The sequence below is a fragment of the Sphingomonas jejuensis genome (genome assembly GCF_011927695.1).
Classification (GTDB): domain Bacteria; phylum Pseudomonadota; class Alphaproteobacteria; order Sphingomonadales; family Sphingomonadaceae; genus Sphingomonas_K; species Sphingomonas_K jejuensis.
Genome location: NZ_JAATJE010000002.1, coordinates 638084 through 661005 on the forward strand (window position 1 = coordinate 638084; position 22922 = coordinate 661005).

Genomic DNA, 22922 nt, shown 5'->3' on the forward strand with positions numbered 1-22922 from the left:
CTGTCGTTAGTCGGCTCGGCCAGCCCCGTCCACGGCCGGGCGCATGCTGGCGATTTGTCGACAGCGCCCTTATGGCTGACGCAACGTCAATCGGCAGCAAGCCGGAAGCGGGGATGTGGATGAGGCAGCCGGTTGAGGATTTCCAGAACCTGGTGGCGCTGTTCTTCGCGCGCGCGGTGGAGGGTGGCGACAAGCCGTTCCTGTGGCGCAAGCGCGACGGCGCGTGGACGCCGATCAGCTGGCGCGAGGCCGCCGAACAGGTGGCCAGCCTGGCGCGCGGGCTGCAGCGGATCGGGCTTTCCCCGGGCGACCGGGTGATGCTGGTCAGCGAGAACCGGCCGGAGTGGTGCATCGCTGACCTGGCGATCATGGCCGCCGGCTGCGTCACCGTCCCGACCTACACCACCAACACGGAGCGCGACCACCTGCACATCCTGGAGAACAGCGATGCGCGCGCGGTGATCGTGTCGACCGACAAGCTTGCCCGCACGCTGATGCCGGCGGTGATGCGGTCGTCCACGGCCGACCTGCTGATCGGCATCGACCCGCTTCGCTTCGGCCAGAGCGGCGCGGTCGGCTTCCATCAATATGCCGATCTGGTCGCCGACGGGGCGGATGTTGCCGCGCTGGCCGCAGAGGCGACCGCGGACCGCGATGCGCTGGCCTGCATCATCTACACCAGCGGCACCGGCGGGTCGCCGCGGGGCGTGATGCAGCACCACGGCGCGATCCTTCACAATGTGGAGGGATGCCGCGACGTCATCCGCGAGGATTTCGGCGAGGGCGACGAGGTGTTCCTGTCGTTCCTGCCGCTCAGCCACGCCTATGAGCACAGCGGCGGCCAGTTCTTCCCGATCGGCGTCGGCGGGCAGATCTACTATGCGGAGGGGCTGGAAAAGCTCGCCTCCAACATCGAGGAGGTCCGGCCGACCATCATGGTCGTGGTGCCGCGGTTGTTCGAGGTGCTGCGCCAGCGGATCAGCAAGGCCATCGAGAAGCAGGGCGGACTGGCGCCCAAGCTGATGGCCCGCGCCGTGGCGCTGGGCGCGCGCGAGCTGGACGGCGGGCTGCGGCTGGTGGACCGCCCGCTCGACTGGCTGCTGGACGCGACCGTCCGGCGCAAGGTGCAGGCCAAGTTCGGCGGGCGCATCAAGGCGCTGGTGTCGGGCGGTGCGCCGTTGAACCCGGAAGTGGGCGCGTTCTTCCACGGCCTCGGCCTCACGCTTCTCCAGGGCTACGGCCAGACGGAGGCGGCGCCGGTCATCTCGTGCAATCGGCCGAAAGCCGGCATCAAGATGGACACGGTCGGCCCGCCGCTGAAGAACACCACCGTCCGCATCGCCGACGATGGCGAGATCCTGGTGCAGGGCCCGCTGGTGATGAAGGGATATTGGCGCAACGACGCGGAAACCGCGCGCGTGCTGAAGGACGGATGGCTGCACACCGGCGACATCGGCCATATCGACGGTTCAGGACGCATCGTCATCACCGATCGCAAGAAGGACCTGATCGTCAACGACAAGGGCGAGAATGTCGCCCCGCAACGGATCGAGGGCATGCTGACGCTGCAGCCGGAGATCTTCCAGGCGATGGTGTCCGGCGACAAGCGGCCCTACCTGGTCGGGCTGGTCGTGCCCGACCCAGAATGGGCGACGGAGTGGGCGCGGCAGACCGGCGGGCGCGCCGACGCCGACGATCCGGCGTTCCGCGCGGCCGTCTCCGCAGCGGTCGACCGGGTGAATCGCGACCTGTCCGTCACCGAAAAGGTGCGGCGCGTGACGATCACCGACCAGCCCTTCACCATCGACAACGAGATGCTGACCCCGTCGATGAAGATCAGGCGCCACGTGATTCGCGCCGCCTTCGGCGACCGGCTGGAGGCGCTCTACCGGAGCTAGTCGGCGGCGTCGCGGCGGTAGGGGACGAAATCGCCGAGCCCGCACCCGCCCGCCTTGATGCCCGCGACCAGGTCCGCCACACGGACGATGTCGCCGCGGCACAGCTGCGTGCCGGGCGTCCGGGTGATGATGGTCATGCCGCGCCGCAGCCCCGGACAGCCGTTGGGCGGATCGTTGCGGTAGATGAGGTTCTGATTGACCCGGTAGAGGATCGTGCGATCGCCGATGAAGGTGGTGCTGCGGCTCTGGTTAATGGGGATGCAGGCCTGCGGCTGGCCGGGGGTGAGGCCCGCCAGCGCGTCGCGCTCATCCTCGTCCAGCCGCGCATCGCGTTCGGCACGGGCGGCTTGCTGGGCATCGGTGAGCGGCTGTTTGGCGCAACCGCTCGCCAAGGCCAGAGCAGCAATCGCGATCAACGGGCGCATGACGGTTTCTCCTTTGATCGTAACAACTTCCCGACCGGCGATTCAGTTTCTGAAGTCATCCTTCGCGGCGCGGTGCCGGGCGAGCGTTTCGGCGTCCGGTGCGCGCATGAAGGGGTTCGTCGCCCGCTCCAAGCCGATCGTGGTGGGGAGCGTCGGCACACCGGCCTCGCGAAGCGCCTCGACCTCCTCCATCCGGTTGCGGATGGCGGCATTGTCCGGCTCCGCCACGCGGGCGTAGCGGCCGTTGGAGGCCGTGTATTCATGCCCGGCATAGACGCAGGTTCGGTCGCCAAGCGCCTCCAGCGTGCGCATCGCCGCGAACATGTCGGCGGCGGTGCCTTCGAACAGGCGGCCGCAGCCCATCGCGAACAGCGTGTCGCCCACAAAGACGAGATCGTCGTCGGGAAAGTGGAAGGAGACATGACCGGCGGTATGCGCCGGGGTTGCGAGCACGACGGCCTCGTGTGCCCCCAGGCGAAGGCGGTCCCCCGGCGCGACCTGCCGATCGAGTGTCGGGATCCGCGCCGCCTCCGCCGCCGGGCCGGTCACGACCGCGCCGGTGACGGACCGCACCTCCGCATTCCCGCCGACATGGTCGGGATGCCAGTGCGTGTTCCATATCTGCCCGATCGTCCAGCCGCGCGCGTCGGCGGCGGCCAGCACCGGCGCCGCTTCACCAGGATCGACCGCCAGCGTCTCGCCGCTGTCAGTGTCGTGCACCAGCCAGACATAGTTGTCCGACAGAACGGGCACAGGGATGACCTCGAGCGGCACGGGCGCTTCCTACCAGCTGCCGGTGTTGGGCATCGATGCCCATGGCTCCTGCGGCGGCAGCGTGCCTTCCTGCAGCAGTTCGATGGAGATGCCGTCCGGCGTCTTCACGAACGCCATGTGGCCATCGCGCGGCGGGCGGTGGACGATGTGGCCGGCATCCATGATCCGCTGGCAAGTGTCGTAGATATTCTCCACCCGGTACGCCAGGTGGCCGAAATTGCGGCCGCCGGTGTAGCTTTCGGGCGCCTCGCCGTCCTTCGGCCAGTTGTAGGTCAGCTCCACCTCCGCATTGGCGCGCTCGCCGGGCGCGTTCATGTCGTCCGGCGTTGCCAGGAAGATGAGGGTGAAGCGGCCTTGCTCGTTTTCGAGCCGGCGGACCTCCTTCAGCCCCAGAAGCTCGAAGAAGGCGATCGTCTTGTCCGGGTCGGCGACGCGGATCATGGTGTGGAGGTAGCGCATGGCGTTTTATCTAGGAGCCGCCGCCGCCGCCGCAACCCGGCGTCAGCGACCCGGTTCAATCGCGGGCGCGGCCGGCACCGCCGTCCCGTCAAGCTGCGCCAGCAGGCTGCGGGCCTGTGCGGCGGCGGGGCTGCCCGGCTGAACGGCGATCGCGCCGTTCCAGGCCGCGCGCGCGGCGGCGTCGTTGCCCTGGTTGGCCGCAATCAATCCGGCCTCCAGCGCGACGGACGCATCGTCGGGCGCGCGCGTCGCAGCCTCACCGATGTCGGCCTGTGCGCGCGCAAGATCGCCCTGTCGCCGGGCAAGCGTGGCCGAGAGCAGCCAAGCGAGCGGATCGCGTGGTGCAAGGCGCGTCGCCGCATCCAGATCGACGCGCGCATCGCTCAACCGATCGAGCGCCACCAGCGCGCGGGCGCGGTCCAGATGCACCTCGCCCAGCAGTTCACCTTCGGTGGCACCCTGCGCCAAGGCGGCGTCCAGCGCCGTCACCGCCTGCGCCGGCGCGCCGCCCGCCAGCCAGGCGTTGCCGGCCTGCGCCCACAACCGGGCGGCGCGGCCGTCGCGCGCGACCTCCGCCGCGCGTGCCGCGCCTTCAAAGCTGGTGGCGGCGGCGGGCCACCGTGTGGCCGCCGCATGGGCGAGCCCCAGGCATTGCCGCGCGAGCACGCCGCCACCGGCTGCCTGCCAGCGTTCCGCCTCCGCCACGCCCTCGTCCGGCGCGCGCGCGACGGCCGCGATGCAGGCATCGAAGCGGGCTTCGTCGGGCAGCGTCGGGCCGGTGGCGGCGGCCTGCACCAGCAGGAAGAAGGGCAGGATCATGCGGACTCCAGCATCGCCTCGATCGTGCCGAGGAGGAGACCAATGTCCTCCGGCCGCGACAGGCGATGGTCACCGTCCTTGATCAGGATCGTCTGGACGTCGGCTGAACGGAGCGCGTCGGACAGCCGGGGGCTCAGCTGCCACGGCACGTCCGGGTCGGCGGTGCCGTGCAGCAGGCGCACCGGACAGTCGATCGCGACCTGCCCATGGAGGAGCCGGTTGGCCTCACCCGACTCCCAGAAGGCGCGGGTGGTCACCGTCGGCTCCGGTCCATAGGGGTTGGGCTCCTCAACGAAGCCACGGGCGCGGATCTCGTCCTTTTGCGCGGGCGTGAAGCCCCAGTCGGTGAAATCCGGTGCCGCGGCGATGCCGATCAGCCCACAGACCCGGTCCGGCCGGGCCAGCGCCGCCAGCAGCATGATCCAGCCGCCCATCGACGATCCGACAATGAGCACCGGCCCGTCGATCCAGTCGATCAGCGCCAAAACCTCGTCGCGCCAGTGGGCGAGGGTCGCGCGCGACACGTCGCCGCCGCTTTCCCCGCAGCCGGAATAGTCGAAGCGAACACAGGCGCGGCCGCGCTCTGCGCACCAGCGGTCCACCGCCACCGCCTTTGATCCGGCCATGTCCGACAGGTAACCGGGCAAGAAGAGCAGCGTGGGGCCGATACCGGCACGGTGCCTGACCGCGATCGACGTGCCTGGCCGGACGTCCAGCCGGATCAGATCACCCATTCGACCGACTTCATCTCCACATTGGCGTCGCGCGTGCGCCCGCGGGCGCCGTTCATTTCGGCATGGAGGCGCTTGACCGTGCGGCTCCCGGTCGTCTGGAACAGTGCCGGCACGATGCCATGCACGATCGCGCCGAGCCCACCGGCAATCATGAGAAGGCCGAAGCGCGTCGCGGTGCGGAAATGCGCCGCATAGCTTTCGTTCACGTCGGCCGGATGGTCGAGGAACAGGCGGCGGAACATGGCGAACCTCCCTTGGTGGAGCCGCGAAGGGTAGCAGGACGGCCGGTCCTGCGCCACATGCCTTGCCCTCCACGAAGCCGCGCGGGCATAAGCGCCGCCGACGACCCTGCCCAGAAAGCCACCCATGTCCGAGATGCTGACGATCACGCTGCCCGACGGTTCCGCACGCCACGTCGCGCGCGGCACCACCCCGGCCGAGATCGCCGCCGCGATCGGGCCCGGCCTCGCCAAGGCGGCGATCGCGGCGAAGGTGGACGGCGAGGTGCGCGACCTGTCACGCCCGCTGGAGGCCGACGCGCAGCTGTCGCTCGTCACCATGCGCGACGAGGCGGACGCGCTGGAGCTTGCGCGCCACGACTTCGCGCATGTCATGGCGGAGGCGGTGCAGCACCTGTTTCCGGGCACGCAGATCACCTTCGGACCGGCGACGGCCGACGGCTTCTATTATGACTTCGCTCCGTCGGCGGCACGTGGCCCCTTCACGGAGGAAGACCTGCCCGCGATCGAGGCAGAGATGCGCGCGATCATCGCGCGCAACGAGCCCTTCACGCGGGAAGTCTGGAGCCGCGAGCAGCTGATCGAGACCTGGAACAAGCAGGGCGAGACCTTCAAGGCCGAGTGGGCGGCCGAGCTTCCCGACGGCGAGGAGCTGACCATCTATCGTCAGGGCCAGTGGCTCGACATGTGCCGCGGCCCGCACATGCCCTCCACCGGGCGCCTCGATCCGCAGGCCTTCAAGCTCACGCGCGTGTCCGGCGCCTATTGGCGCGGCGACCAGAACAACGCGATGCTGTCGCGCATCTACGGCACCGGCTGGCTCAACAAGAAGCAGCTCGACGCGCACCTCACCATGCTGGAGGAAGCCGCCAAGCGCGACCATCGCCGGATCGGGCAGGACATGGACCTGTTCCACCTGCAGTCGGAGGCTCAAGGGTCCGTCTTCTGGCATCCCAAGGGGTTCATCCTGTGGCGCCAGCTGGAGGCCTATATGCGCCGCCGGCTCGACGCGGCCGACTATGCGGAGGTGAAGACGCCGCAGCTGATGGACGCCCGCCAGTGGGAACAGTCCGGCCACTGGGGCAAGTACCGCGAGAACATGTTCGTGGTGCCCGACGAGGTGCCGAACACGGAGGACGAGGGCGCCGTGCTGTCGGGCGAGGGCGACCTGATGGCGCTGAAGCCCATGAACTGCCCGGCGCACGTCCTGATCTTCAAGCAGGGGATCAAGTCCTATCGCGACCTGCCGATCCGCATGGCGGAGTTCGGCTGCTGCCACCGGAACGAGCCGCACGGCGCGCTCCACGGCATCATGCGGGTCCGCCAGTTCACGCAGGACGACGCACATATCTTCGTGGGCGAGGACCGGCTGGTCGATGAGGTCAAGGCATTCTGCGAGCTGCTCGATTCGGTCTACAAGGACCTGGGCTTCGACAGCTATGCGGTGAAGCTGGCGCTGCGGCCGGAAAAGCGGTTTGGCGACGATGCCATGTGGGACAAGGCGGAAGACGAGCTGCGCCGCGCCGTGCTCGCCGCCGACATCGCGCCGGAGATCCGCGACGGGTTCGAGGAGCTGGAGGGCGAGGGCGCCTTTTACGCGCCGAAGCTCGAATTCCACCTGACGGACGCGATCGGGCGGACATGGCAGGTCGGCACCATCCAGTCGGACCGCGTGCTGCCGGAGCGGCTGGATGCCAGCTATGTCGGCGAGGATGGCGAGCGGCACCGCCCGGTGATGCTGCACCGCGCGATCCTGGGTACGTTTGAACGCTTCATCGGCATCCTGATCGAACATCATGCCGGCCGCTTCCCGCTGTGGCTCGCGCCCGTGCAGGCGGTGGTGGCGACGATCGTGTCGGATGCGGACGGCTATGCCGCGGAGGTGCAGGCGGCGCTGGCCCGGGCCGGGCTGCGCGCGGAAACCGACGCCCGCAACGAAAAGATCAACTACAAGGTGCGCGAGCACTCCCTGGCAAAGGTGCCGGTGATGCTGGTGGTGGGCAAGCGGGAGGCCGACGAGCGCACCGTGGCCGTTCGCCGGCTGGGCAGCCAGGCGCAGGAGGTCGTCCCCCTCGACGAGATCGTCGCCCGGCTTGCCATGGAGGCGATGGCGCCGGACCTGGCGCGGCGATGACGCCGGGCGCCGCCGCGATCCTCGTCGCCGCTGCGCTTGCCGAGATCGGTGGCTGTTACGCCTTCTGGGCCTGGGCGCGGGACGGCCGGTCGCCCTTGTGGCTGGTTCCGGGCATCGCGGCATTGCTGTTGTTTGCCTGGCTGCTGACCTTGAGCCCCGCCGATGCCGCGGGGCGCGCCTTTGCGGCCTATGGAGGCATCTACATCACGGCCGCGCTCGCCTGGCTGCTGGTGGTGGAAGGCGGCACGTTGCGCGCGACCGATCTGGCCGGTGGCGGGCTGGCGCTGGCGGGATGTGCGGTGATCCTGTGGGGCGCGCGCTGACGGCGTCTTTTCATTCCGGCCCGGAATCACTATTTTAGCGGTTCACCGAACAGGCAACAGGAGAAGCCCTATACGTCCGCCCATGATGCGCCGTCCGCTCGGCCAGCCGCCGATGCCGTTGAACGGCCCCCGTTACAACGAGTTCATCCAAAGTCCCAAGGTCCGGGTGATCGACGACGAGGGAGAGAATCTGGGCGTGATGTTCACGCGCGAGGCGATGGAGCAGGCCGCCGCCGTCGGGCTCGACCTGGTGGAGGTTTCGCCCAACGCCGACCCGCCCGTTGCCAAGTTCCTGGATATCGGCAAGTTCAAGTACGAGAACCAGAAGAAGGCCAATCTCGCCCGCAAGTCGCAGAAGACGCAGGAGATCAAGGAGATCAAGATGCGTCCGAACATCGACGATCATGATTATGAGACGAAGATGAAGAAGATCGCCGAGTTTATCGGCGAAGGCGACAAGGTGAAGGTCACGCTGCGGTTCCGCGGGCGCGAGCTGTCCCATGGCCAGCTCGGCATGCAGCTGCTCCAGCGCGTCCAGGCCGATACGGCCGAGGCCGCCAAGGTGGAGATGCACCCGCGCATGGAAGGCCGGCAGATGCTGATGGTGCTCTCGCCGCGCTGATCCGATGAACGGTTGTGGTCGCCATGGGGGCGGCGCCACCGCGTTCTCCGGGCCGATCGAAGCCTCGAACAGACGGCACGCTCATGTCGGGCGTGCCGTTTTTTCTTGCTTGGCCAACCTCCGAAATCTGTCCGATTCCGCTTCGGATGAGGTGCCGGAAGTATCGGTGGGCTGGAAAATCCGCTCGGAGAGCAAGCTTGACGTAGCGTCATTCCCGCATGTTGCAGTCGGGTGACGCTTGTCCCGGAATCGCCCGGAAATCCGCCGAATTTTGATTGAGACGGCGAAAGGATCGCCGCTATGCTCAGCCCCAAGTCGTACCGCACAAGCGGGCGACACCCGGAGGGGAGAGAAGAGCATGCCGAAGACCAGGTGGCTTGCGTCCGCAGCCTTGTTCGCATTCGCGGTTCCCGCCCAGGCGCAGGTGGCGCCATCGACGCCGGCGACCAACGCGCCCAGCAGCGACGAGGCCGGCGCCCAGACCGACACGGCGGCCGAGATCGGCGGCGACATCATCATCACGGCGACCCGGCGCGCGCAGGCGCTGTCGGACGTTCCGATCGCGGTGTCGGCGGTGACCGCGGAGTCGCTGCAGAACTCCGGCGCCAGCGACATCCGCCAACTCAACCAGCTCGCGCCGTCGCTGCTCGTGTCGTCGACCGGATCGGAGGCGAACGCCTCCGCCCGAATCCGCGGCATCGGCACGGTCGGCGACAATCCCGGCCTGGAAAGCTCGGTCGCAGTGTTCATCGACGGCGTGTATCGGTCGCGCACCGGCTCCGGCCTCAACGAGCTGGGCGAGATCGACCGGGTCGAGGTGCTGCGCGGCCCGCAGGGCACGCTGTTCGGCCGCAACGCGTCGGCCGGCCTCATCAACATCATCTCGCGCGCGCCGTCGTTCGACTTCGGCGGCACGGTGGAAGCGACCTACGGCAATTACGACAACATCCGGCTGGGCGGCAGCCTGACCGGACCGATCACCGATACGGTCGCGTTCCGCGTCGACGGCATCTACAACACCCGCGACGGCTTCTACCGCGACGTCATCGACGGCGGCCGAGTCAACGACCGCAACCGCTATTTCGTGCGTGGGCAGCTGCTGTTCGAGCCGAGCGATGCGCTCACCGTCCGTCTGATCGGCGACTATACCCGCCGCGACGAGGCGTGCTGCGCGGCCGTGTTCAAGTCGACGGCCGAGACCTTCGACCCGACCGCGAACACAACCACGCCGGGCTTCAACACCGACGGCGCCGTGTCGCTGTCGCCCACGAACCGCTTCGTGGACGTGCTGCGCAGCCTGGGCGGCGTGTTCCCGGGCGATGCGTTCCCGAACCGCATGGACCCGTACAACCGCCGCGTCGCGGTGACGTCGGGCCGGACGTTCCGCAACGAGACCAAGGATTACGGCATTTCCGGGCAGGTCGACTATGACTTCGGCCCGGCGACGCTGACGTCGATCACCGCCTATCGCGAATACAAGGCGGGCGGCGCCGGCGACTATGACTACGGCAATGTCGACCTTCTGTATCGCGCGGACGACGGCAACAGCTTCCGCGAGTTCCACACCTTCAGCCAGGAACTGCGGCTGAACGGATCGGCGTTCGACGGCGTACTCGACTGGCTGGTCGGCGGCTACTACGCCAAGGAAGACCTTGTCGTCGTCGACAACCTGAAGTTCGGCAGCCAGTACGGCGCCTTCGCAGCCTGCCGCCTGGTCGCGACCGCCAACCCGCTGTCGCTGCTGCGCAATCCCAACGCATCCGGCTGCCTTGGCACCACGCCGTCGGCGGCGTTCGGCGGTGCGACAGCGCGGCAGGCGTTCGGCGCCAGCTTCGGTGCGCTCGCCACCCCGATCCTCGCCGGCCTCGATCGGCTTTCCGGAACGGTGGTGAACGGGGTGCGGACGGGCGGCGTCAACAATGTCGGCGACAACCGCGCCGACTATCGCCAGGACAGCGAGAATTTCGCGGCCTTCACGCACAACATCATCAACATCACCGACCAGCTCAGCCTGACGCTCGGACTGCGCTACACCAACGAGCGCAAGGATTTCTCCGCGACGTTCGACAACAACAACACCGTGTGCGGCACGCAGCGCGCCAACCTGCTGCCGGTGCTGCAGGCGATCGCCAATCCGGCGACGCCCGGCCTGACTGCGGCACAGCGCCAGCAGCTCTCGACCTTTGTGGGCGGCATCATCACGCTCACCTGCCAGGGCAACAGTTCGTCCTTGCTGAACGGCTTCGCGCTGGAGGACGAGCGGCGCGAGGACGAGTTCACCGGTACCGGCGTGCTGTCCTACAAGCCGACCGACGACCTGCTGCTCTATGCAAGCTACTCCCGCGGCTACAAGGCGGGTGGCTTCAACCTCGACCGGTCCGCACTGGGCTCGCGCCCGGTCGCAACCCCGGCGCTTGCCGGCGGCATCACGCCGGCCGACGTGTCCGACCTGCAGTTCGCGGCAGAGAAGGTGAACGCCTACGAAGTCGGCCTGAAGTTCACCAGCCGCCAGTTCAACGTCAACGTTGCCGCCTTCCGGCAGGACTTCAGCAACTTCCAGCTCAACACCTTCAACGGCAGCGTCTTCATCGTCCAGAACATCGGATCGTGCGATGACGATCTGGGCGGCGCGGACCAGGATTCGAGCGGTGCGACCGGACTGTGCACCGGTGACGAGCAGGCCGGCGTCCGCTCGCAGGGCGTGGAAATCGAGGCATCGATGTTCCCGTCGTCGGACACCGCCTTCACGCTCGGCTACACCTATGCCGACACGCGGTACCGCGACAACCTGATCGGTGCCGGCGAGCAGCTCGACCCCGCGCTGTTCCTGCTTCCGGGGTCGCGCGTCTCCAACGCGCCGGAGCATGTCGTGACCTCGTCCTTCGCCTGGACGCCGGACATCGGAACGACGGGGCTGAGCGGGCTGTTCTACGTCGATGGACGTCTGTCGAGCGACTACAACACCGGTTCCGACCTGTTCCCGGAGAAGGAGCAGGACGGGTTCTTCGTGATGAACGCGCGCGTCGGCCTGCGTGGTCCCGACCAGCACTGGGCGCTCGAGCTCTGGGCGCAGAACCTGCTCGACACCGACTATCAGCAGGTCGCCTTCAACGCCCCGTTCCAGGGCGCCGGCAGCCGCGCACAGACCGCCGCGTTTGGCACCACCGCCAACCAGATCTTCTCGAGCTATCTGGCGGAGCCGCGCACATACGGCGTGACGCTGCGCGGGCGGTTCTGACCGCGCAATGACAAGGGGGCGAGAGGATCCGTCGCGACGGCGGCGGATCTTCGACCTTCTGACCGGTGGCCGCTGGGGCCGGCGATTGCTGCCGGCCCTTCTGCTGTTCGCCGTCGTCGTGCTGCATGGGCCGGCCGCGCTCGCCTTCCCCTATCGACAGGATTTCGGCAGCACGTCGGTGCTGTCGATGGAGCCGCTGACACCCGCCATCGCACCGGTGCTCGCCCGGGCCGATGCGCTGCTTGCGACCAGCCCCATCAATCGCCCGGGGATCAGGCGTCAGATCGTCCTGACCGACGGCGGCTGGCGATGGCGCCTCTTGGCCCTGCACATGCATGGGACAATCGCCTTCCGGCGTCCCTTCTCGAACGTGCTCGTTTTCAACCAAAGCGACATCGCCGCCGACCGTGTCACCAGCGCTGCTGCGGCCGGCAGGACACGCACATTGTCCGGAACGATCGCGCACGAAACCGTGCACCTGCTCGTCGCCCAACACATTGGTGAGATCCGCTCGATCCGCCTGCCCGCTTGGAAGCGGGAGGGCTATGCGGATCATGTGGCCGGCGAGACGAGCATCGATCCGGCAGACGAGGCGCGCATTCGTGCAGCAAACCCCACCTCACCTGTCCTCGTCTATTATGACGGGCGTCGCCGGGTGGAGAGAATCCTGCGCGAGAATGGCGGCGACGTCGACGCCTTGCTGGCACCCTGATCACAGCGATCGGCCCTCTCAGGCCGCTTCGCGCCTGTCGACCTTGCCGCTCGCCGCCTCCAGCAGCCGCTTTTCCAGCGCCTTCATCCTGGCGGGTGCGGTGATCTTCTGCCCGATGAGGTCGGTAACGTAGAAGGTGTCGACGGCCCGCTCGCCATAGGTCGCGACATGGGCGCTGTGGAGCGTCACGCGCGACTGGAACAGCCCGTGCGCGAGGCCGGACAGCAGCGCCGCCCGGTCGCGCGCGTTCACCTCCACCACGGTATAGCGGTTCGACGCCTTGTTATCGATCAGCACCGCCGGCTGGACCTGGAAGGCATCGGCACGGACACGCGGCGCCGGGCGGGTCACCAGCCGCTCGTCCGGTCGGGCCCGGCTGGCGAGCGTTTCCTTGATCGTCCGGCACAACCGGTCGAGCTGCGCGGCGTCGGCAAAGGTGCCGCCGACCGGGTCCTGCACCAGGAAATTGTCGAGCGCCATGCCGTCGCGGGTCGTGTGGATGCGCGCGTCGATGACATTGGCGCCGGCCAGGTGGATCGCCCCCGCGATGCGGTAGAAGAGCCCGGGATGATCGGCGGCGTAGACCGTGACGAGGGTCGCGCCGCGCTCGCTGTCGGCATGCGCCTCCGTCACCACGGGGGCGTCGCTCGCACCGTCGACCAGCCGGGCATTGCGCTCCAGCACGTCGGCGGGCTCGGCGATCCAGTAGCTTTCGGGCAGTCGCGCGCGGTGCCGCTCGAACCGGTCCGGCGCCCAGCCGAGCGCGGTGGCCAGCGCCGCCTGCTTGGCGGCGACCCGCTCCTCCCGCCCGACATGCTTGTGCCCGAGCCTCAGCCGTTCCTCGGCGGACAGGTAGAGCTCGGTCAGCAGCTGCCGCTTCCAGCCGTTCCAGACGCCCGGGCCGACGGCCCGGATGTCGACCACCGTCAGCAGCAGCAGCATGCGGAGCCGCTCCGCGCTCTGCACCCGGTCGGCGAAGTCGAGGATCGTCTTGTAGTCGGACAGGTCCCGCTTGAACGCGGTGGCCGACATCAGCAGGTGCCAGCGCACCAGCCAGGCGACCGTCTCCGTCTCGGCCGCGGTCAGCCCCAGTCGCGGACAGAGGCGTTTGGCCACTTCCTCGCCAAGCACGCTGTGATCGCCAGCCCGCCCCTTGGCGATGTCGTGAAGGAGGACCGCCACGGGCAGGATGCGGCGGGATACGAGACCATGGCCGATCTCGGTCGCAAGCGGATGATCCCCGGCCAGATCGCCCTTCAGGATGCGAGCGAGCAGCCCGACCGCGCGGATGGTGTGCTCGTCGACGGTGTAATGATGGTACATGTCGAACTGCATCTTCGCGACGACCCGACCGAAGTCGGGCACGAAGCGGCCGAACACGCCGGCCTCGTTCATCCACCGCAGCACCGTTTCCGGGTCGCGCGGCGAGGTCAGCACGTCCATGAACAGCGCATTGGCGCGCGGATCCCGCCGGATCGTTCCGGTGATCAGCACCGCGTCGCGCCCGGCGGCGCGCATGGTGAGCGGATGAATCTCTAGCCCGTGCCGGTCGGCGAGCGCGAACAGCTGCAGCAGGCGTACGGGATCGGCGCGGAAGAAGTCGTCCTCCGGGATCGCCAGCCGCCCGCGCACGATCGTGAAACCGTCCAGCCGCCGCGGGCGCCGCCCGAGCTGCGGCAGCACGAACCGGCGCCCGCGCGCCGCCATCGCCTCGTCCAGATGCGCCAGGAAAAGGCCCGTCAGGTCGCCCACCGTCCGCGCGTTCAGGAAATAATGCTGCATGAAGCGCTCGACGGGCGCCCGGCCTGGACGCTCGGCATAGCGCATGCGGCGCGCGATCTCGGCCTGCATGTCGAAGGTCAGCCGCTCCTCGTGCCGCCCTGCGGCAAGATGCAGGTGACATCGCACGGCCCACAGGAAATCCTCGGCCTTCTGGAAACGGCGAAGCTCGACGGGGGTCAGCAGCCCCGCCTCCACCAGATCGGTCACCCGGCCGACCTGGTGGACGTACTTCCCGATCCAGAACAGCGTGTGAAGGTCGCGCAGTCCGCCCTTGCCTTCCTTCACATTGGGCTCGACGACATAGCGGCTGTCGCCCATCCGGACATGCCGGCGGTCGCGCTCCTCCAGCTTGTCGGCAACGAAGGCGCGGGCATTGCCCGACATGACCTCACGCGCCAGGCGGCCGGAGACCTCTTCCCAGAGCGGCGCGTCGCCCCAGACGAACCGGCTTTCCAAGAGCGCGGTGCGGATGGTCCCGTCCTGCCGCGCGAGCCGCAGCGTGTCGTCGACCGAGCGGCTGGAATAACCGATCCGCAGCTGCAGGTCCCAGAGCGTGTAAAGGATGGTCTCGATGACCTGTTCGGCCCACCCGCTTCGCTTCCAGGGCGTCACGAAGCCGATGTCGACATCGCTGTGAGGGGCGAGTTCGCCGCGGCCGTAGCCGCCGACCGCAACCAGGACGAGGCGCTCCGCCGCCGTCGGATTGGCGAGGGGGTAGAGCCGCGTGGTCGTGAAGTCGAACAATAGCCGCAATAACTGATCAACCAGGAAGGCGCCGGCGTTGGCGGCCGGAAGGCCGCGGGCTGGGGCTTCGTCCAGGCGCCGGGCGATCTCGGCGCGGCCGTCGTCCAGCGCGCGCCGGATGATCGCGACCATGGCCGTGCGCATGGCGCCCGACGTACCATCGGGAATCGCGGCCAGCGCGTCGGCAACAGCCTTCCGGTCGATGATGGCCCGCCGGTTCGGCAGGCTTTCGAAGCGGCTCAGCACCGGGCTGAGCCCGTCAGTTCCCGCCGCGCTGCGGCACCTGGAACCGGCCGGTCACGCGGCCGCCCGACGACCCGATCGATCCCGGCGCGGTGCTGCCGCTCGTGCCGCCGACCGCGCTGCCGTCGATCACCGACCGTCCCGTGGTGAGGTCGATGACGAGCCGACCGCCGTTCAGCCGGTTGGGACCCTGCTGCAGCGTGACGCCGCCAACCATGGTGATCTGCCGGCGGTTGAGATCGTACACGGCGAAGTTGCCGCGCGCCGTTTCCGTCGCGCTGCGGACGGTGACACCGCCAGAGGCGTCCAGCCGCTGGATCGTCACCCCGGACGACGGTCCGCCCTGGTAGGCGATGGTCAGGCGCTGCGCATCAAGGTTGAGCCCGCCCTGGCGCACGCGGACGTTGCCCGAGAATACCGCGCGGTCCTGCCGGTCCTGAACCTCGAACCGGTCAGCATCGACATCCACCGGCGCATTGCTGTTGTGGTTGGCGAGCGCCTGTGCCGGCGCCGGCGTCGCCGGGCCGAGCAGCAGCAGGCCCGGCAGCATCAGCGCGGGCGCGAGGAGAACACGTGCGGTCACGACGCTCATCTGATGGCTCCCTGCACGACGCGCAAGCGGGCACGACCTTCCAATGTCACGGTTCGCGCGCCCAGGTCGGCACGCATGCGGTCGCCGCTGAACGTGCCGAGCGGCATGCGCCCCTGCACCCTTCCCTGGCTTTCCAGCGTACGGGCCGGCAGGTCGACACGGACGTCACTCGTCTGCAGCTGGTAACCATCGGCGGCCTGGAACAATATGGGGCCATCCACCGCCACCTGTTCGGACTGTATATCGTACCGGCCGCGCCCGGCGCGCAGCGTCGCCGGGCCTTCAGGCAGCGCGATGCGCGCGGACAGGTCTTGCAGCCGGACGATCGGATCGGCGGTAGACACCTGCACGGCGGATCCGGCGGACAGCGCAAAGGCCTGCCCCTTGTTGTCCGCGCCGCGATAGACCGCCTCGCTCACCCGCATGCGGTCACGCGTGATCGCGACCTTGTCCTTGGCAAGCACGAAGCTGATCTCGTTGTCACCCAGGATCGGCGCCAAGGCCAGGATGGCGGTCAACGCACCCACCGCCGCCGGAAGGATCAGCCGTGCCCCGCGCACCACACGGTCGTGGCTGCTGCCGGGTCGCGCCCAGCGGCGCCGCGACTGACGCGACCGGTCGGCGATCTCAGACATGCGCGAAGATGTCGATTTCCGGCCAGCCCGCCAGGTCCAGCTCGGCGCGGTGCGGCAGGAAGTCGAAACAGGCCTGCGCAAGCCCGGTGCGGCCTTCGCGTGCCAGCCGCACGTCCAGCGCTTCCTTCATGCGGTGGAGGAAGCGCACGTCGGACGCGGCATAATCCTTCTGAGCGTCCGACAGTTCGGGCGCGCCCCAGTCGGAGGACTGCTGCTGCTTCGACACCTCCTGCCCGCACAGTTCGCGCACCAGCTCCTTCAGCCCGTGACGGTCGGTGTAGGTGCGCACCAGCCGGGAGGCGGTCTTTGTGCAATAGACGGGGGCCGCCATCACGCCGATGTAGGCGCGGATCGCGGCGAGATCGAAGCGCGCGAAGTGGTAGAGCTTCAGCCGGTCGGGATCGGACAGCACCGCCCGCAGCTCGGGCGCGGCATAGTCGCTGCCGGGCGAGAAGCGGACGAGGTGCTCGTCACCGCCACCGTCGCTGATCTGCACCAGGCACAGCCGGTCGCGGCCGGGCATCAGCCCCATTGTCTCGGTATCAACGGCGACCGGCCCTGGGCCGAGCGCGCCCGCCGGAAGGTCTTCTTCGTGGAAATAAACGGCCATAGGCCCGCATAGGCGGGCGCGCCCCGCCGCTCAATGGCGAAGGCGCACGCCGTCGCCTGTGCTATTCGGCCAGGGGCGCCTCTCCGCCGGCGGCGGCCGCGGCCGCCTCCTTCCGCGCCTTGGACCGGCGCGACACGATGTTCAGGATCTCCACGCCCGCGGAGAACGCCATGGCCGTGTAGATATAGCCCTTGGGCACATGCGCGCCGAAGCCTTCTGCGATCAGCACCATGCCGATCATCAGGAGAAAGCCCAGCGCGAGCATAACCACCGTCGGGTTCTTGTTGATGAAGTTGGCAAGCGGATCCGCCGCCACCAGCATCACCGTCACCGCGACGATCACGGCGACGTACATGACCTCGACATATTCGGTCATGCCGACCGCCGTCAGGATCGAATCGATCGAGAACACGATGTCGAGCAGCAGGATCTGCACGATGGCCGAGCCGAAGCTGATCGCTGCCGCGCTCTTCTTGTCGAGGACCTCGCCCGTCGGCGTGCTGTCGACACTGTGATGGATTTCCTTGGTCGCCTTCCACACCAGGAACAGGCCACCGGCGATCAGGATCAGGTCGCGCCAGGAAAAGGCGGTCTCGAACGTCGGCGCGCCATAACGGTCCAGCGGGCCGCGGATGCCGAGGTCGAACACCGGCGCGGTCAGCGCAACGATCCAGGCGATCGCCGTCAACAGCAGCAGCCGCATGACGAGCGCCAGCGAGATGCCGATCCGCCGCGCTTTCTGCCGCTGCGCCTCGGGCAGCTTGTTCGACAGGATCGAGATGAAGATGAGGTTGTCGATGCCAAGCACCACCTCCATCACGATCAGGGTGACAAGCGCCGCCCAAACGGCGGGATCGGCGGCGAGCGCGGCGATGTTTTCCATGCCGCTTCATTGCCGCCACGCCCGCGTTGCCGCAAGCGCGGACACGGCTGAACGCAGCCGGCCGTTCAGCTTGGCGAAATTGTTCGCGGCGACCGCGCATTTGGTCTATGGCGATTCACTCGCGCGGGGCAGGTGGCCGCGCGACCAGGCATCCATGCGTCGGCCGGCGCTGTTGCCCGGCGAATTTTTGGACGGCGACAGAGAGATACGGACGGCATGGGTTTCGACAGAGGGCGTCGCGGCGGACGGGGCCGGGACAAGCGTGACAGCTTCGGCGACGACAATTACGGCGGCTACAACGAGAGCTCCGGCGGCGGCTTTGGTGGCGGCGGTTACGGCGGCGGTTACGGCGGCGGTGGTGGCGGTCGCGGCGGCTTCGGCGGCGGCGGCGGTTATGGCGGCGGTGGTGGCGGCGGCTTCGGCGGCGGTGGCGGCGGCCGTGGCTTCGGCGGCGGTGGCGGCGGCTTCGGCGGCGGCGGCGGCGGTCGCGGCGGCATGCCCGCCCAGGTCATCGGCGAGGGCAAGGGCGTCGTTAAGTTCTTCAACGGGCAGAAGGGCTTCGGCTTCATCGTCCGTGACGACGGCGGCGAGGACGTGTTTGTCCACATCTCGGCTGTGGAGCAAGCGGGCCTGACCGGCCTGGCCGAGGGCCAGCCGCTGGAGTTCACGCTCGTCGATCGTGGCGGTCGCGTGTCGGCCACCGATCTGAAGATCGAGGGCGAGCCGCTTCCGGTGACCGGATCCAGCGCCGCGCAGCCGCGCGACGCCGCCGGTGGCATGGGCGGCGGCCCGCGCGCCGGTGGCCCGCAGCGCCAGCTGACGGGTGAAAAGGCGAGCGGAACGGTGAAGTTCTTCAACGCGATGAAGGGCTTCGGCTTCATCCAGCGCGACGACGGGCAGCCGGACGCATTCGTCCACATCTCCGCCGTTGAGCGTGCGGGCATGACCAACCTGAACGAAGGCGACCGGCTCGAGTTCGAGCTGGAGGTCGACCGTCGCGGCAAGTACGCCGCGGTGAACCTTTCGCCCGTCCAGTAAGCAGGACGCGAACGGCATGACGGGGCGGCGCGACCGGACAACGGGTCGCGCCGCCCTGTTGCTTTTTGCGGTGGGTGCGGGCGTCGGCGGAACCGTGCTCGCCCGCCAGCCGGCGGCACCGGCGCCTGCCGTTAGCGCAACGCCTGCCGTCGGCGCGGCGCCTGCCGTTGGCGCGGCGCCTGCCGTCACAAGGCCGTCCGTCGGGGCGCCCGTGGCCGCGCCGACGCCTGCGCCTGCACCGCGCCGGGCGTTCGGGTTGCCGGTTGCCGAGGCGGTGGTGGTCCGGCGCTTTCCGCACGATCCGCGCGCCTTCACCCAGGGGCTGCTGTGGCACCGCGGGCGGCTGTACGAGAGCCTGGGCCAGCCCGGCGAATCGGAAGTGCGGCGCGTTCGGCTGGAGACCGGGGCGGTCGAGGCGCGCAGCGCGATCCCGGCTGATCAGTTCGGCGAGGGGCTGGCCCGCGTCGGCCAGCAGCTGATCAGCCTGACGTGGCAGGACGGCATCGCCTATCGCTGGGACCTGCGGACGCTGCGCCAGCGGGGGGAGGCACGCTACCCGGGCGAAGGGTGGGGCCTCACCGAGCATGACGGCCGGCTGATCCTGTCGGACGGCACGGCCACGCTGCGCATCATCGACCCGACGAGCTTTGCGGAGTCGGCGCGCGTGCCGGTCACGGCGGGCGGCCGGCCGCTCAGCCAGCTCAACGAGCTCGAGATGGTCGAGGGCGAGCTGTGGGCGAACATCTGGCGAACCGACTATATCGCGCGGATCGACCCGGCGACCGGGCAGGTGCGCGGCTTCGTCGACCTGCGCCCGCTGGCGGCGGAGATCACCTCCGCCGATCCCGACGCCGTGCTGAACGGCATCGCGTACGACCCGGCCAGCCGGCGGCTGTTCGTGACCGGAAAGCGCTGGCCCACGCTGTTCGAGATCCGGCTGCGCTGAGCGCCGGGCGGCGGGCCGGCGCGCGGCGGCCGGCCTGTCTGCCACCCGCGGCATGACGGCGCGGAAGTTGACGAAGTTGACGACACGTCCCCGTCAACTTCCGCCCCACGCATCGTCGTCGAACCCCGGACCGTCATCCAGGCTGCGCGCGGCCTCGCCCGCGATCCGGTCGCGCCAGAAGCGGTCGGCATAGTCGCGCTCCCGCGCCTCGGCCGCCATCCATTCGCCGACCGCCAGCGCGGGATCGAGCGGCGTGGCGATGTCCTCAAGCAGCGAGGTGGTGAGCGGCGGGCGATCGCGCGGGGGGCGGCCGGCCTGCGCGTCCACCCCGTCCTCCGCCACGCGCCGGATCGCCTCGTGCAGGCGGAGCGCCGGGGCATCGGGATGCGGTTCGCGCGCGATGAGGTTGTCGAGCGCGGCGCCATAGCGCTGCGGCTGACGCGTGCGCAGCAGGAACATGGTCAACCGTTCGTTGTAGGTGCGGCGCTCGCCGACCTGTTCGCCCTGGAAGAAGACGGGGTGGCGACGCCGTGGATGGCGCGCGACAGCGCGTTTTCGGCCAGCCGGCTGACGCCGAAATCGAGTGCCACGTCCCATGCGGCGCGAAAGCTTTCCGCGTCGGCGCGGTGGCGCAGCACATAGGCGGATTGCGGGGTCATCCCGACATGGCGGCAGGCATCGGCGACGCAGGCGGTTTCCGCCAGCGCGTGGAGAAAGGCGACCTGGCGCGCATGCGTCCACCCGTCGCGCCGGGCGCGGAGCGAGACGGGCACGAAATCGTCGGTGACGGGAGCCGGATCGGCGGCCTTGGCGGCGGCGGCGGTGGTGCGGGTGCGCTTGGTCATTGCACGACCAGAACAGAAAAGGAACGAGTAGGACAGCGGCGGGGCGGGCTGTTGGATGTTTTGCCGGCGCGGTGTGGCGGGGGTGCATCCGTCAGGATGGCGCGGGAGGCCTAGTCCGCGGTTCTCCGCGCGTCGCCGGCGGCGCGGATGATCGGCGGCACCGACAAGAGGATCGCGGCGACCAGTCCGCCGATGGCGACGAGGCCGACCGGCGTGACAGACACCCGCGCGCGGAAGCGGACCCGACCGGCGCGCAGGGTGGTGGTGGCGGTTTGCGGAGTGGTGAGGGGGTTCGGCATGGAGGATTAACACGCCAGTTCGGACGGGGATCAGTCGAAGGGCAAGCGTTGGTGGTGAAAACTGTGCTACTATTTCGCGATGAGCCGCAGCCGGAAATCGACACCAGTGATCGGCTGGACAACCGCACCCACTGATAAGCCGTGGAAGCAGCAGCATGCGCGCCGCCTGCGTCGCGCCGTGCATCAACTGCTGGATCAGACGGCGGAGGCCGATGCGGTTCCGGCAAGCCGCTATGCCAAAGGCCATTGCGGTTGGGAGGGCATGAAGGACGGCAAGCAGTGGCTGGCTACGCCGACGTCGAAGGACCTGCGCAAGTAGGTCCAATCAGGTCCCAAAGATTGCCGTAGAGATCGCGGAACACAGCAGCGCGGCCATAAGGCTGGTCGGTGGTCGGGCGGACCCACTCGACGCCGACGGCGGTGTAGCGGGCATGGTCGCGCACGAAGTCGTCTGTGTGGAGGAAGAAGGCGACGCGGCCGCCGGTCTGGTCGCCGATGCGGGTTTGCTGGTCGTCTGTCGCGGCGCGGGCGAGGAGGATGGTGGTGGCGTGCGGGCCGGCGCCGGGCGGGCGGATGATAACCCAGCGCTTGTCCTGCTCGGGCTGGTAGCTGTCCTCGACCAGGTCGAAGCCGAGCTTGCCGACGTAGAAGGCGAGTGCCTCGTCATAGTCGTGGACGACGAGGGTGATGCGGGCGAGGTGGGGCACGGAACCTTTCTCCATACGTCATGAACATACGCGATCTGTAATTCATGAAAGGTTGATCGCGTATGGCGTATGCTGTAATGCTTTCACCATGTCTGATGTCATGGCACTACTAAAAGACCGTCTAGCGAAAGCTGAAGCCAAGCTGACGCGTGCTATTAAAGCACTGGAATCGGCCAAAAAAGAGCTCGCGGATCTTCAGGCTGCAGAACGTGTCATGGCTGAAATCACCGGCGAATCAGCTGAAGACAAAGGCGTCCCGACCTCTATCTCTGACCGTGACAAAGATATGGCGAAGTTGCTGGAGACAGGCTCTGACGCGGCGATCAGCCCGATTGATCTCTACCCTCGCTATCTCGAGGCGACAGGAGATACGATCAATTTGGATGCTTTTCGTACAGCGCTTTGGAGACTTCAAAAAAAGGTCATACAAGGCGAAGAGCGGACCTGGATCGTCCGGTCAGATAACGGTAAATATTGGCGGGAGCCAGCGTCTCCTGCTGACGATTTTGACGAGCTGTTGGGATGACAAGCTCGAGACGTCACATACGAATTAGGGCCGCTGTTGGCGCAGCAGCCCTAACCGGAGGTAGGCATACCACCTCGTGCTCTCAGCAAGCGCGCGAGAACCTAGTGGGCCTCCGTCCTATCGTCAACCGACCCCACTCGGGTGCCTTGGTCGGCTCACAGGATGTGAACAATGGGTGCTGGCCATAATTTTCAGAAATTTGTCACAGCAATTTTAGACCTCAGCAATTCCAAAGAGTGGCTCGAAGCAAAGCCAGAGTGGGAATTACACGCAGTTTACCATGATGCTTCGCTGAGAGCTTGTGAATGTGGGCATGAGCCCATCAACCAAATTTGCATCATTAAGAATCGAGACAACGGCAATGAAGCCGAGGTGGGTAATGTTTGCGTACACAACTTTATGCAGCTTGCCTCCAGAAGGATATTTGCTGTTCTCAAGCGAGTCAGGGCAGAGATTACAAAGTCACTCAATCCCCGATCTTTGGAATTATTTGCACGCCGAGGCGCGATTAGCGAGTCGGAGATGGCTGAATATCTCGCTTACTGGCAAAAGAGGTCAAACATGACTGACGAGCAACGATCTCAAAAGCTCGAAATCAATCGACGTGTTTTAGAATTCTGGGACCAAGAAAGCGCACGGCTAGCTGCCGCTTTCAGGACCAACGGCTTGAAACCGCGTTAGCGCGAGTGCGGGCG

26 protein-coding genes are annotated in these 22922 nt (G+C 67.9%); 11 read left to right on the plus strand and 15 right to left on the minus strand.

The features are described 5' to 3' along the window. Positions 1-119: 119 nt before the first annotated feature. The gene (locus GGR88_RS12750; protein WP_167955577.1) at positions 120-1898 is read left to right on the plus strand and encodes an AMP-dependent synthetase/ligase; all 1779 of its coding nucleotides are present in this window, start codon (positions 120-122) and stop codon (positions 1896-1898) included. Here GGR88_RS12750 and GGR88_RS12755 read toward each other — a convergent pair. Genes GGR88_RS12755 through GGR88_RS12780 form a run of 6 tightly spaced genes read right to left on the minus strand, consistent with a single transcriptional unit; the run spans position 1895 to position 5351 of the window. Further along, a complete protein-coding gene (locus tag GGR88_RS12755; RefSeq protein ID WP_167955579.1) occupies positions 1895-2323 on the minus strand; it encodes a hypothetical protein in 429 nt (142 codons plus the stop codon). The genes GGR88_RS12750 and GGR88_RS12755 overlap by 4 nt on opposite strands. 42 nt (positions 2324-2365) lie before the next feature. Next, the gene (gloB, locus tag GGR88_RS12760; protein ID WP_167955581.1) at positions 2366-3097 is read right to left on the minus strand and encodes a hydroxyacylglutathione hydrolase; all 732 of its coding nucleotides are present in this window, start codon (positions 3095-3097) and stop codon (positions 2366-2368) included. Between the two features lie 9 nt (positions 3098-3106). After that, positions 3107-3556 (minus strand): VOC family protein, encoded by a 450-nt coding sequence (locus GGR88_RS12765; protein ID WP_167955584.1) that lies wholly within the window; start codon positions 3554-3556, stop codon positions 3107-3109. Positions 3557-3598: 42 nt separating this feature from the next. Next, on the minus strand, positions 3599-4375 hold the full coding sequence (locus GGR88_RS12770; RefSeq protein ID WP_167955587.1) for a tetratricopeptide repeat protein: 777 nt from the start codon (positions 4373-4375) through the stop codon (positions 3599-3601). After that, entirely contained in the window at positions 4372-5109 is a 738-nt protein-coding gene (locus GGR88_RS12775; RefSeq protein WP_167955589.1) for an alpha/beta hydrolase, read from the minus strand. The genes GGR88_RS12770 and GGR88_RS12775 overlap by 4 nt, the downstream gene beginning before the upstream one ends. Next, complete coding sequence (locus GGR88_RS12780) at positions 5097-5351, minus strand: DUF6356 family protein (RefSeq protein WP_167955591.1); 255 nt, start codon at positions 5349-5351, stop codon at positions 5097-5099. The genes GGR88_RS12775 and GGR88_RS12780 overlap by 13 nt, the downstream gene beginning before the upstream one ends. A 124-nt stretch (positions 5352-5475) precedes the next feature. On the opposite strand from GGR88_RS12780, the gene thrS reads away from it, so the two are divergent. From thrS to GGR88_RS12805, 5 genes are all read left to right on the plus strand, one after another. After that, a complete protein-coding gene (gene thrS, locus GGR88_RS12785; protein ID WP_167955593.1) occupies positions 5476-7482 on the plus strand; it encodes a threonine--tRNA ligase in 2007 nt (668 codons plus the stop codon). Next, entirely contained in the window at positions 7479-7805 is a 327-nt protein-coding gene (locus tag GGR88_RS12790) for a YnfA family protein (protein ID WP_167955596.1), read from the plus strand. Before thrS ends, GGR88_RS12790 begins: the two co-directional genes overlap by 4 nt. A gap of 82 nt (positions 7806-7887) precedes the next feature. Then, positions 7888-8427 (plus strand): translation initiation factor IF-3, encoded by a 540-nt coding sequence (infC, locus tag GGR88_RS12795; RefSeq protein ID WP_167955598.1) that lies wholly within the window; start codon positions 7888-7890, stop codon positions 8425-8427. A 358-nt stretch (positions 8428-8785) separates the two neighbouring features. Next, positions 8786-11665, plus strand: coding sequence for a TonB-dependent receptor (locus GGR88_RS12800; protein ID WP_167955600.1), 2880 nt, complete (start codon positions 8786-8788; stop codon positions 11663-11665). Between the two features lie 7 nt (positions 11666-11672). Next, entirely contained in the window at positions 11673-12377 is a 705-nt protein-coding gene (locus tag GGR88_RS12805) for a hypothetical protein (protein WP_167955602.1), read from the plus strand. A gap of 18 nt (positions 12378-12395) precedes the next feature. Here the strand turns inward: GGR88_RS12805 and GGR88_RS12810 are convergent, their stop codons facing one another. The 5 genes from GGR88_RS12810 to GGR88_RS12830 form a co-directional block, all read right to left on the minus strand. Beyond that, positions 12396-15149, minus strand: coding sequence for a [protein-PII] uridylyltransferase (locus tag GGR88_RS12810; RefSeq protein WP_167955604.1), 2754 nt, complete (start codon positions 15147-15149; stop codon positions 12396-12398). Between the two features lie 13 nt (positions 15150-15162). Further along, on the minus strand, positions 15163-15738 hold the full coding sequence (locus GGR88_RS12815) for an LptA/OstA family protein (RefSeq protein ID WP_425338488.1): 576 nt from the start codon (positions 15736-15738) through the stop codon (positions 15163-15165). Then, positions 15735-16373 carry an LPS export ABC transporter periplasmic protein LptC gene (lptC, locus tag GGR88_RS12820; protein WP_167955606.1) on the minus strand — a complete coding sequence of 213 codons (639 nt, stop codon included), beginning with the start codon at positions 16371-16373 and terminating at the stop codon, positions 15735-15737. Before lptC ends, GGR88_RS12815 begins: the two co-directional genes overlap by 4 nt. Beyond that, the gene (locus GGR88_RS12825; protein WP_167955608.1) at positions 16366-16983 is read right to left on the minus strand and encodes a ribonuclease D; all 618 of its coding nucleotides are present in this window, start codon (positions 16981-16983) and stop codon (positions 16366-16368) included. The genes lptC and GGR88_RS12825 overlap by 8 nt, the downstream gene beginning before the upstream one ends. 61 nt (positions 16984-17044) lie before the next feature. Then, complete coding sequence (locus GGR88_RS12830; protein ID WP_167955611.1) at positions 17045-17866, minus strand: TerC family protein; 822 nt, start codon at positions 17864-17866, stop codon at positions 17045-17047. Between the two features lie 216 nt (positions 17867-18082). On the opposite strand from GGR88_RS12830, the gene GGR88_RS15540 reads away from it, so the two are divergent. Both GGR88_RS15540 and GGR88_RS12840 read left to right on the plus strand, forming a co-directional pair. Next, entirely contained in the window at positions 18083-18904 is an 822-nt protein-coding gene (locus tag GGR88_RS15540; RefSeq protein ID WP_167955622.1) for a cold-shock protein, read from the plus strand. A 16-nt stretch (positions 18905-18920) separates the two neighbouring features. After that, a complete protein-coding gene (locus GGR88_RS12840; RefSeq protein ID WP_167955624.1) occupies positions 18921-19850 on the plus strand; it encodes a glutaminyl-peptide cyclotransferase in 930 nt (309 codons plus the stop codon). Positions 19851-19943: 93 nt separating this feature from the next. On the opposite strand, the gene GGR88_RS15420 is transcribed toward GGR88_RS12840, so the two are convergent. The 3 genes from GGR88_RS15420 to GGR88_RS12850 form a co-directional block, all read right to left on the minus strand. Further along, the gene (locus GGR88_RS15420) at positions 19944-20309 is read right to left on the minus strand and encodes a hypothetical protein (protein WP_245196931.1); all 366 of its coding nucleotides are present in this window, start codon (positions 20307-20309) and stop codon (positions 19944-19946) included. 2 nt (positions 20310-20311) lie between these two features. Next, positions 20312-20695: a hypothetical protein gene (locus GGR88_RS15425; RefSeq protein ID WP_245196933.1), complete on the minus strand. Its 384-nt coding sequence runs from the start codon at positions 20693-20695 to the stop codon at positions 20312-20314. Positions 20696-20805: 110 nt separating this feature from the next. Continuing rightward, positions 20806-20994: a hypothetical protein gene (locus GGR88_RS12850; RefSeq protein WP_167955626.1), complete on the minus strand. Its 189-nt coding sequence runs from the start codon at positions 20992-20994 to the stop codon at positions 20806-20808. A gap of 79 nt (positions 20995-21073) precedes the next feature. Here GGR88_RS12850 and GGR88_RS12855 point away from each other — a divergent pair, with 79 nt between their 5' ends. After that, a complete protein-coding gene (locus GGR88_RS12855; protein WP_167955628.1) occupies positions 21074-21313 on the plus strand; it encodes a hypothetical protein in 240 nt (79 codons plus the stop codon). On the opposite strand, the gene GGR88_RS12860 is transcribed toward GGR88_RS12855, so the two are convergent. Then, positions 21282-21716 (minus strand): VOC family protein, encoded by a 435-nt coding sequence (locus tag GGR88_RS12860; protein WP_167955630.1) that lies wholly within the window; start codon positions 21714-21716, stop codon positions 21282-21284. The two genes, GGR88_RS12855 and GGR88_RS12860, sit on opposite strands and share 32 nt — an antisense overlap. 73 nt (positions 21717-21789) lie before the next feature. Between GGR88_RS12860 and GGR88_RS12865 the strand changes: the two genes are divergently transcribed. Together GGR88_RS12865 and GGR88_RS12870 are read left to right on the plus strand one after the other, a co-directional pair. Continuing rightward, positions 21790-22227, plus strand: a complete 438-nt coding sequence (locus tag GGR88_RS12865; protein WP_167955632.1) for a hypothetical protein — start codon at positions 21790-21792, stop codon at positions 22225-22227. A 171-nt stretch (positions 22228-22398) separates the two neighbouring features. Continuing rightward, on the plus strand, positions 22399-22908 hold the full coding sequence (locus GGR88_RS12870) for a hypothetical protein (RefSeq protein ID WP_167955634.1): 510 nt from the start codon (positions 22399-22401) through the stop codon (positions 22906-22908). Positions 22909-22922 lie beyond the last annotated feature (14 nt).